This is a genomic window from Cecembia lonarensis LW9 (genome assembly GCF_000298295.1).
Classification (GTDB): Bacteria; Bacteroidota; Bacteroidia; order Cytophagales; family Cyclobacteriaceae; genus Cecembia; species Cecembia lonarensis.
This window is the reverse complement of sequence record NZ_AMGM01000116.1, coordinates 1-10,158: the sequence shown is the minus strand read 5'-3', so window position 1 is coordinate 10,158 and position 10,158 is coordinate 1. Positions and strand designations below refer to the sequence as shown.

The following is a 10,158-nucleotide window of genomic DNA, read 5'->3' as shown; positions in this document are numbered from 1 at the left end:
TTGGTTTTTGGGCCACATAGTTACATAGCTAACATAGTTTGGCCATCGCTGATGTGGTTTTTGGTATTGGACCGGCCTGGCTTTGATTACCGTATCAGTTGCTGAATTATTACTATGTATTCTTTGTTTTGGTAGCCTTTTCTGCATCAAATATCAGGTAACAATTCATAATATTCATTTACAAAGGTTTTTTGTCCGGAATAAAAAATATTGGTGGTTTTGAAATTGATCAATAGTCCCTTTCCAATTTTTAAAAGTTTCATATATCCCAATACCTGGGCTTCGAATAGTGGATTCATTTCTTTAACGGACTTGATTTCAACAATAAGACAATCTTCAATGATGAAATCACATTTCAGGTCAATATCCAGTCTTTCCCCTTTATATTCAAAGTCTATGGTTTTCTCTGATTTGAATTTTATCCCCCTTAGAGATAATTCTTTGCAGAGACACTTATGATAGACCTTTTCCAATAATCCTGGCCCTAAAGTTTTGTGTACTTCTATCGCTGCCCCAATAACTTGATAGGAAAGTTTGTCCAAATATGCTTTTGAAACCTGCATAGGCTTAATGAGGTAAAAATTCTTAAAAAACATCCAATTAAAACACTTGAATGAAAATAAAGATTTTCACTTAAATACTGAAGAGGAAGCATGGCCGTACTTGGGTTTTATGTGAAATTATCCGATTAATTTTTTTGACAAGGATTTTTGGACAACATAGTAACATAGGAGCAGACATAGTTAGTCCATAGCTGCCGTGGTTTTGATTGATCGCTAAAAAAAGGACCAAGCACAGTGTGCCAAGTGCTAACCTTGGTACATTGTACCTGGTCCTTGGTACAATGAATCAAAGTTTTTTCTTAATCCAGTCTGTCATCAAGCTGTACAAATGCCAGCTGGTATTGCCCCCTGAAATGCCATGGTTGCGGTTAGGGTAAAACATGACGTCGAAATGTTTGTCTGCTTTAATCAGGGCATCTACCATATCGACCGCATTTTGGTAATGTACATTGTCATCACCCGTACCATGGATCAAGAGGTAGTTGCCCTTCAGTTTGTTCACATGCGTAATCGGACTGTAATCATCATATCCTGCTGCATTCAATTGTGGTGTCTGCAAGTACCGCTCGGTGTAAATGGTGTCATAGTACCTCCAGGTTGTTACAGGGGCAACTGCTATGGCTGTTTTGAATACGTCATTGCCCATCAACAAAGCCAAGGAAGACATATATCCCCCATATGACCAACCCCATATCCCAATCCTTGAGGCATCAACAAACGGCATCCCAGCCAGGAATTGCGCGCCAGCAATCTGATCTTCTGTTTCTAATTTGCCCAAATTGGCATAGGTCATATGCTTAAAATCCCTTCCTCTGGCACCGGTGCCCCTGTTGTCCACACAAACTACAATGTACCCCTCAGCAGCCAGGTGGTGGTGCCAAAAATCCCTGGTTCCTCCCCAAGAATTGGTTACATTTTGAGAGCCTGGTCCTCCATAGACATACATCAGTACGGGATATTTTTTGCTTTCATCAAAATCCGCCGGTTTGATCATATAACCATTCAAGGAGGTCCCGTCTATGGTGTTGAAACGGAAAAACTCCTTGGCAGAAAGTTGGAAGTCTTCGAGTCTGGATTTTAATTCTGAATTGTTCTCAAGTACCTTAACCAGTTTGCCTGAAGCTTCATTTAAAGTAACTTTCAGTGGCGTTTGGGCATTGGAGTGATTCGCAATGTAATACTTGAAGTCTTTGCTCATATTCACAGAAGTACTGCCTTTTTCAGGGGTCAATACTTTTTTGCCCTTGCCATCCATATTGATCACATAGAGGTTTCTTTCCAGTGGAGAAGCCTCCGTAGAGATATAGTAGACTTTTTTGTTTTTTTCATCTATACCTACCAATCTGGAAACCTCCCAGTTGCCAGAAGTAATCTGTCTGATCAGTTTACCCTGATTGTCATGGTGGTAAATATGCTTAAAACCATCCTGCTCGGAAGTGCGGATAAAACCCTTATTTCCCTCCAGAAATCTCAGGTCATCATTGTAGTTCAGGTCGACATAAGTCTCTGCCTTTTCCTGGAGAATCAACCGGCTGCTACCGTCTTTCGCATTGGCGTAGAAAAGATCTAGCTGGTTTTGTAGCCTATTGAGGCGGATGAATGCCAAGGCATTGCTGTCATTGGTCCAGTAAATTCTTGGCAGATAGATGTCTTTTTCCTCCCCTGCATTCACATGGATGGTTTCCTTGCTGTCCAAATGATAAATATGAATGCTTACTTCAGCATTTTTTTCTCCGGCTTTAGGGTATTTGAAGCGGTAATCTTCTGGGTACAACTTTCCCCAAGTCTGCATGTTAAATTCAGGGACTTCTGTTTCATCAAAACGTATGAAGGCTATTTTTTTGCCGTCTGGTGACCATTCAAAAGCTTTGGACATGGAAAACTCTTCCTCATATACCCAATCAGCGGCCCCGTTGATGATATGGTTCCACTTTCCATCCTGGGTAATTTGGGTGACGACATTGCTTGCTAATTCCACCACGAAAAGGTTATTGTCTTTCACAAATGCGACCTTGTCATTGTCAGGGGAAAGTGTAGCATACATAATTTTTCCCCCATCCATCAATTTTTGGGCAGAGCCACTATTCAAGTCCACTACATGGAAAATCCCTTTACTGGATCTTCTGTAAATGCTCTCCACCTCCGAAGCGATAAGGGCTTTGCTTTCATCTGGATTGAAAGAATAACTTGAAAAGTTGATGCCAAGTGCGGCACCATCTATTAAGACGGCTTCCTCTTCGCCTGTTGCTACATTGATTTTAACTACCTTGGGGCCAGTAAGACCCCTTTGCAGGGAAGAATAGTATTGGCCATCTTTCATCCAGTTGATGCCATATACTGACTTTTGGGAAAAAGTATTCGATTTGAATACATCTTCCAAACTGACTGTTTTTTTCTGTTGTGCTATGCTGCTTTCGCTCACAAAAAACATCAGGGCGAAAAGCAATACAAAGGAATATCTGAACATATTTTTGAGTTTATTTCCAGCGATAAAGATAATTAAATTGGAGAGAAGGGAAACGTTGAAAAGTTTAAGTGGTCTATTTTGTTTAACTGGTATCCAAAGAGAGATATATAAAATTAAACCTCAAAGAAGATTTATTAGGCTTACTTAGAAAGAATTTAGCCTGAAATTTCAGTAATTCGGGTAAATAATCTTTTGCCCTATGAAGAAAAAAATTGCCTTGGTCACAGGAGGATTTAGCGGAGAGGCCGTTGTCTCTCTAAAAAGTGCTGCTGTCGTTGAAAAAACGATTGATAGGAACCGATACGATATTTATAAGATCCTGATTTACCCCAATGATTGGCACCATCAAACAGCCTCTGGTGAAAAAGTGCCTGTAGATCTCAATGATTTTTCCATCACCTTGGCGGGAGAGAAAATAACTTTTGATGGGGTATTCAACATACTTCATGGTTCGCCCGGGGAGGATGGTAAATTGGCAGGCTATTTTGATATGGTGGGTATCCCTTATACCACCTGTGATGCACTTACTTCGGCGATCACTATGAATAAGGGTTATACCAAAGCCATTGTGCATGACATTCCCGAACTTTTTGTGGCCAGATCCATTCAGCTTTTTCAGAATAAAGTCGAAAATCTGGAAAGGATTCAAAAGGAGTTGAGGTTGCCACTTTTTGTCAAACCCAATAATGGGGGCAGTAGTATCGGCATGAGTAAGGTCAAAACGCCCAACGAACTGAAGGAAGCTTTAGACAAGGCCTTCGCAGAGGACGATCAGGTATTGGTGGAAGAGTTTGTTTCAGGCAGGGAGTTTTCTATCGGAGTTTACCATGCCCAGGGGAAAACCACTGTGCTGCCTGCCACTGAAATTGTCAGCAGCAAGGAATTCTTTGACTTCGAAGCCAAGTACTCTCCTGGGGTTACTGAGGAAATTACACCGGGAAGGATGAGTGAAGAAGAGGTGAACCGTGTGAATAGAATTATTGCACAGGTGTATCAGAAATTGAACTGTAAGGGCGCTGTACGGATAGACTATTTTCTCGAACATGAGACCGGTAAATTTTATTTTATCGAAATCAATACCGTACCGGGACAGACCGAAACCAGTCTGATTTCACAACAGGTCAGGGCCATTGGCATGGAGGTCAAAGAGTTCTATACCGAGTTGATCGAAGAAATGTTTAGTGATGATTTGTAGTGTCTTAGCTGTTTTTCAGCACGCCCTATCTAAGCCTTAGGCTATTGGTCACCACTGATACTGAACTGAGGGCCATAGCTGCGCCGGCCAGCATTGGGTTCAACAAGAACCCGAAGGCAGGGTAGAGCACCCCAGCAGCAATAGGTATCCCGATAACATTATAGATAAATGCCCAGAATAAGTTTTGGTGAATAATATTGACCGTTTTTTTGGTGAGCTGTAAGGTTTTGGGGATTTGCTGCAAGTCGGAATGTACCAAGGTAACATCTGCCACTTCCATGGCGATATCAGAACCCTGCCCCATAGCAATACTTAGGTTTGCCAGGCTGAGGGCTTCACTGTCATTGATGCCATCACCGGCCATGGCCACAATTTTTCCTTCTTTTTGTAATTTTTTTACATATTCTGCCTTTTCCTGGGGAAGCATGTGTCCTTGATAGGCATTGATACCAGTCTCCTTGGCAACTTTTTCAGCTGCCTTCTGATGGTCTCCTGTCAGCATATGAATGCTGATACCCATATCCTGTAATTCCTGAATAGCTTGGATGGAAGTTGGCTTAATGGGGTCAGTAATTTCAAAATAAGCGATGAGATCCTCATCCCTCGCCACATATACAAGCGTGGCACCATCTTCCATCCGCATTAAAGACTCTTGAAGATCGGCTTCAAATGAAGAGGAAATGAATGTGCTCAGCCATTTTTGTGTGCCAATGCGGTATATTTTTCCATGGTAAAATGCGGATACTCCTTTGCCTGTTTCACTTTTGAAGTCAGCAATCTTTGGTAACCCATTAATACCCCCAAAGTGTTTGACAATGGCTTTGGCCAGGGGATGTTCTGACTTGGATTCAATGGCAGTAAGCACATCAGCATCTGCATCAGTCCAGGCAGAAAAATATTTTGTTCCTGTTACTTCAGGACTGCCTTTGGTGATGGTGCCGGTTTTATCCAATAATAAAGTGTCAATCTTTTTACCTTTCTCCAAGCTCTCAGCATTTTTGATCAAGATACCCATTTGAGCACCTTTACCCATAGCAGCCATGATGGCTGTAGGCGTGGCCAGCCCCAAGGCACAGGGACAGGCAATGACCAAAACCGTTATCATGGCCAACATTCCCCTTAACCAAGCATCTTCTACCCCACTAAAGCCCCAGATGAAAAATGTTAAAATGCCAATTAGCAACACCACTGGTACAAAAATGGAAGCCACCTTGTCCACGGTTTTTTGAATGGGGGCTTTGGATCCTTGGGCTGTTTTTACCCTTTCGATGATCTGGGCCAACAAGGTTTGATTACCTACCTGCTCAGCAAAGAAAGTAAGGCTGCCTTCCTGATTCAGGGTTCCTGCAAAAACCCGGCTGCCAATTTCCTTAACAACCGGTATAGGCTCTCCTGTCAACATACTCTCATTGACATAGGAATTACCTTCTATCACTTTTCCATCTAATGGGATTTTTTGACCCGGACGAACCAATATTTTATCTCCTTTTTGGATTTCATCAATATTTCTGATATGTACCTGCCCGTTTACAATTAGGCTTACCTCTTTGGGTTGAAGGCCCATTAATTTTTTCAAAGCAGCGCCTGTGCCTGCCTTGGCTTTGGATTCCAAGGTTTTTCCCAATAGAATAAAGAAGATAATGACTGCTGCCGCTTCAAAGTAAACATGCGGATCCAATCCCCTAGCGATCAAAAAATCAGGGAGAAAAGTATTGAAACTGCTGTATAAATAGGCAATACCCGTACTGAGGGCCACTAAGGTATCCATATTGGCTTGTTTTACCTTGGCAAGTTTCAAGGCCTGTATGTAAAACTGTCTTCCAAAAACGAACAGGATTGGTGTAGTCAAGGCCCACATGATTTCATTACCATAGGGCATGTGCATCCAGAACATGCCGATCAAAAATACCGGGAAGGCCAGGATTCCTGCAAAAATGGTCTTTTTACGAAGTCTAAGGTAAGCCTCCTGTTGCCTGTTGTCCAGTTCTTCCTGCTGTATTTCTTCTATCAATAGATCATAACCACTGCTTTGTACCGATTTTTTAAGTTGCGCCAAGTCGATGGAACCTTCTTCATATTCCAGCATGGCCGCATGGTTGGCATAATTCACAGCGGCAACCTTTACGCCCGGGCTGTTGGTGAGTACTTTTTCTACAGCAATGGCGCAGGCAGCACAGCTCATTCCCTCTACTGGTATTTCTTTTTTTATGGTTGACATTTTTGCGTATGGTTTGATGCCACAAAGGCGGGAAGACTCAAAGCTTTTTTATTTTAAGCCACAAAGGCTCCAGTAACTATGGCTTTTGTTTTAGGTCAATAAATCATAAAACCTATTACTAAACCCTAAAGTTACTTCTTATGGCTGTCATCCAGTTATACAATTTTTGTAAAAATTAAACTTACCAGTTACCATTCTTATAAATGTGGAAATTATACGAACTTTAATATTTGTTGATGAGTTTAAATCCTTTGTACCTTACAACCCGTAATTGAACCCAAAAATTCATGATAAAGTCAAGCGTAGATCCTGAGTGTACCGGGCAGTTCTCTCCTTTATTTTTAGATTACCTCAGAGAAAAAGCTGAATTGCGAGGTTACTACAATCAATTTCCCCGCATAGAAAATTTTCAGCCCCTGATTGAAGGAAAAGATTTTTCAGCGCATAAGCGGGAAGTTCTATCCAAGGTGTTGGAAAAACAATATGAAGGCTTATCCTTAGATGATTTCACCCTTTCCCAAATTAGGGCATTAAAAGACAGTAAAACTTTTACGGTCACCACCGGTCACCAGCTGAATTTGTTTACAGGGCCTTTGTACTTTATCTACAAGATTGTATCTACCATCAATTTGGCTGAGCGTTTGAAAAAAACGTATCCTGATTATCATTTTATACCGGTGTACTGGTTGGCTTCTGAAGACCATGATTTTGATGAAATCAACTACTTCAAGCTCGATGGCAGAAAATATCAATGGAATACATCGCAAACAGGCCCAGTAGGAGCTTTTCAATTGGATGAAAGTTTTAAAGACTTCTTCAAGGAGATAGCCCATTTTGTACCTGATTTCTTCAAAGAGGCATACCTCGGTTCCAAAACTTTGGCCGAAGCTGGCAGAAGATATGTACACAGTTTATTCGGAGAGAAAGGGCTATTGATTGTGGACGGCAATGATGCAGCGCTGAAAACTTTTTTCAAGCCCGTAATGCTCGCTGATCTGTTTCAACACATACCTCACAATTTGACCCAGCAAACAACAGAAGCATTAGAAAGTCTGGGGTATAAAAGTCAGATTTATCCCAGAGAAATTAACCTCTTCTACATGGAAGGAGGCTTGAGGGAACGCATTGAAAAAAATGGTACTATATATAAGGTGTTGAACACATCGATTTTCTTCACAAAGGAGGAACTCAGAGAAATGCTGGAAGCCCATCCAGAGCGGTTCAGTCCTAATGTCGTATTAAGACCTATCTACGAGGAGACCATCTTACCCAATATTGCTTACTTGGGAGGTCCTGCAGAAGTGGCCTATTGGATGCAGCTCAAGCCTATGTTTGACCGCTTCAGTGTTCAGTTTCCTGCTTTGATGCCAAGAAATTTTGCTTTGGTGCTGGATACTGCTGTTCAACGGACAATTGAAAAGTTGGGACTGGATGATAAAGCCCTGTTTCAGTCTATGCTGGACTGGAAAGCAGCTTTCGTTCAGCAACAGGCTGAAATGGATGTCACTTTATCCGAAGAAAAAGAAAAATTAAGTGCATTATTTGATCAAATGGGGCTTCGGGCAGCTGCCTTGGATATAACCTTGGAGCCTGCATTTGAAGCCGGTAAGGTCAGGGCCTTGAAAATCATGGACCAGATGGCGAGAAAAGTGAGACGTGCTGAGGAAAGGAAATTATCCGATATCATAAGACAGCGTGAGGCTGTTCAGTCTTATTGTTATCCAGGAGGAAGCCCTCAGGAGCGCGTTGAAAATTTTATGAGGTTTTTCCTGAATGATTCTACTTTTGTAGAAAAGTTATACCCTGCTTTCGATCCGTTAAATTTTGATTTTATCATTTTGAAAGAACAAAATGGATAAAGAAGCACTCCGCCTGGCATACAGAAAAAGGAGGAGGGAGCTTTCCAGGGAGCAGATCAGGGATTTCTCCGCAGAAATGACAGCGCAATTTCTTGAATATCTGAAATCCCATCAAGAGATCAGGCATATCCATCTTTTTCTTCCCATAGACCGCTTTCATGAAGTGGATACTTTTCCATTGTTTTACACACTTCAGGAGAAAGGCTATTTTCTGTATACCTCTCAGGTAAATAAAACAGCAGATCAATTGGAGACCCTCGATATTTCGGGGATTCGCGGATTTGAATCAGGTGATTGGGGAATTCCTGTGCCAATTGATGCAAAAAAATGTGCTCCGGACAGTATTCAAATGGTTTTGATACCCTTGTTGGCCTTTGATGTCAAAGGATTTAGGATTGGTTACGGTAAGGGTTATTATGATAAATTTCTTGCCGGCTTAGATCAGTGCACAATGAAAGTTGGTCTTAGCTTTTTTTTGCCGGAAAGAACAATTCCCACTGAACCACATGACATTCCTTTGGATTTATGTATTGTTCCTGGCCAAATTTTTCACTTTAACACTTAAAAAGTCTTTTCATTCCTGTAATTTGGCATGCTTTTTAAGACATTTAAAAAAACCAAAAATTGAACGATGATGAAAAAAACAATCTTTTTATTGCTCATTGTGGGGAGTTTAATGGGTGTTAAACCTGCTTTTGCCCAATATACTACAGCAATCGGATTGCGAGCAGGTGTAACCAATGGTTTGACTGTCAAACATTTTATCAGTCAAGATGCAGCCTTGGAAGGAATTTTACACGCTAGGTGGGGAGGTTTAATGGTAACGGGTCTTTACGAGGTACATAAGGACATCAGGGATGTAAAAGGACTGCAATGGTTTTTTGGTGGAGGAGCCCATTTGGGAACTTGGAACACCAGGAATAGCAGCAGTAGGAACAGGCCACCTTGGGCGGAACCGAATACGAGTTATACAATTTTTGGGCTCAATGGTATTATTGGATTGGACTATGCCTTTCAAGATGCACCCATAAATCTGAGTTTGGACTGGAAACCTGCCATCAATTTAGGTTATTATAATTACGGTTGGGATGAATTAGCTTTATCGATCCGCTTCGTTTTCTAATTCCAAATAATATTTTGAAATTCCTTTTGCCTGTAGACTGGTCATGGTAAAATTATCATATCTATCTACAGGCTTCATTTTGATCTTTACTTTAATTTTTTCTGTCAGTTTTCATTTTTAAAACCCTTAAAGACTGATTTTACAAAAAATCTTCGGAAAATCGACTTTTGTCAATCCAAATTTAAATAATTTTAAATTTTAATTTTTTAATTATTTTCAGATTGTACGCTGATCCAAAATATAATTAGGTCGATTTCATTTGGCATATTAAAAAGCCTTATTTTTTTTACTTTTGGTAATTAATAGCCCTTTTGATAAAAAATAATACATAAAATTCATAAAAATTTTTTTAATTTGATTTTATAGTGAAATTTAAATTATCCAAATAATATTTTGGCCACTTGGGAAATGTAGAAAGTGATTTAACAAATTTTAACTATTTCAGCACAATTCCAAATAATCACTTTTTAGCACCGCTTAACCCTTAAAATACCCGTTTATTCTTCAAAAATCTCAAAAATTAAATAAAAATAGTTTTTGTATAATTTTTCTAATTATATATTTTAAAAAATTGTTTTATTCTAAAATATTCTAAAAATATAACGCTTTTGTAGATAAAGTTTCGGGTATTTTGAAAAGTGCGATAAATAATTTTTCTTTACACATCAACTAAACTAAAATACCTTATGAGAAAAGCTTTACTCTTTGTTATTGCGCTTTTCACCATGGCATT

Annotated in this window: 7 protein-coding genes; 4 read left to right on the top strand and 3 right to left on the bottom strand. The window is 40.1% G+C overall.

The window, feature by feature from the left end; genetic code table 11:
* Positions 1 to 146: 146 nt before the first annotated feature.
* On the bottom strand, positions 147 to 563 hold the full coding sequence (locus B879_RS19155; RefSeq protein ID WP_010607943.1) for a GxxExxY protein: 417 nt from the start codon (positions 561 to 563) through the stop codon (positions 147 to 149).
* Positions 564 to 849: 286 nt separating this feature from the next.
* Positions 850 to 3,030, bottom strand: coding sequence for a S9 family peptidase (locus B879_RS19150; RefSeq protein WP_009186878.1), 2,181 nt, complete (start codon positions 3,028 to 3,030; stop codon positions 850 to 852).
* A gap of 199 nt (positions 3,031 to 3,229) precedes the next feature.
* On the opposite strand from B879_RS19150, the gene B879_RS19145 reads away from it, so the two are divergent.
* Positions 3,230 to 4,225 carry a D-alanine--D-alanine ligase gene (locus tag B879_RS19145; protein ID WP_009186877.1) on the top strand — a complete coding sequence of 332 codons (996 nt, stop codon included), beginning with the start codon at positions 3,230 to 3,232 and terminating at the stop codon, positions 4,223 to 4,225.
* Between the two features lie 25 nt (positions 4,226 to 4,250).
* Here B879_RS19145 and B879_RS19140 read toward each other — a convergent pair whose 3' ends face one another.
* The gene (locus B879_RS19140; RefSeq protein ID WP_009186876.1) at positions 4,251 to 6,443 is read right to left on the bottom strand and encodes a heavy metal translocating P-type ATPase; all 2,193 of its coding nucleotides are present in this window, start codon (positions 6,441 to 6,443) and stop codon (positions 4,251 to 4,253) included.
* A gap of 287 nt (positions 6,444 to 6,730) precedes the next feature.
* Here B879_RS19140 and bshC point away from each other — a divergent pair, with 287 nt between their 5' ends.
* The 3 genes from bshC to B879_RS19125 all read left to right on the top strand — a co-directional run bounded on the left by bshC (position 6,731) and on the right by B879_RS19125 (position 9,425).
* The gene (gene bshC / locus B879_RS19135) at positions 6,731 to 8,302 is read left to right on the top strand and encodes a bacillithiol biosynthesis cysteine-adding enzyme BshC (protein WP_009186875.1); all 1,572 of its coding nucleotides are present in this window, start codon (positions 6,731 to 6,733) and stop codon (positions 8,300 to 8,302) included.
* Positions 8,295 to 8,867: a 5-formyltetrahydrofolate cyclo-ligase gene (locus tag B879_RS19130; protein WP_009186874.1), complete on the top strand. Its 573-nt coding sequence runs from the start codon at positions 8,295 to 8,297 to the stop codon at positions 8,865 to 8,867. Before bshC ends, B879_RS19130 begins: the two co-directional genes overlap by 8 nt.
* Positions 8,868 to 8,933: 66 nt before the next feature.
* Positions 8,934 to 9,425, top strand: a complete 492-nt coding sequence (locus B879_RS19125; RefSeq protein ID WP_009186873.1) for a hypothetical protein — start codon at positions 8,934 to 8,936, stop codon at positions 9,423 to 9,425.
* Positions 9,426 to 10,158: the final 733 nt, after the last annotated feature.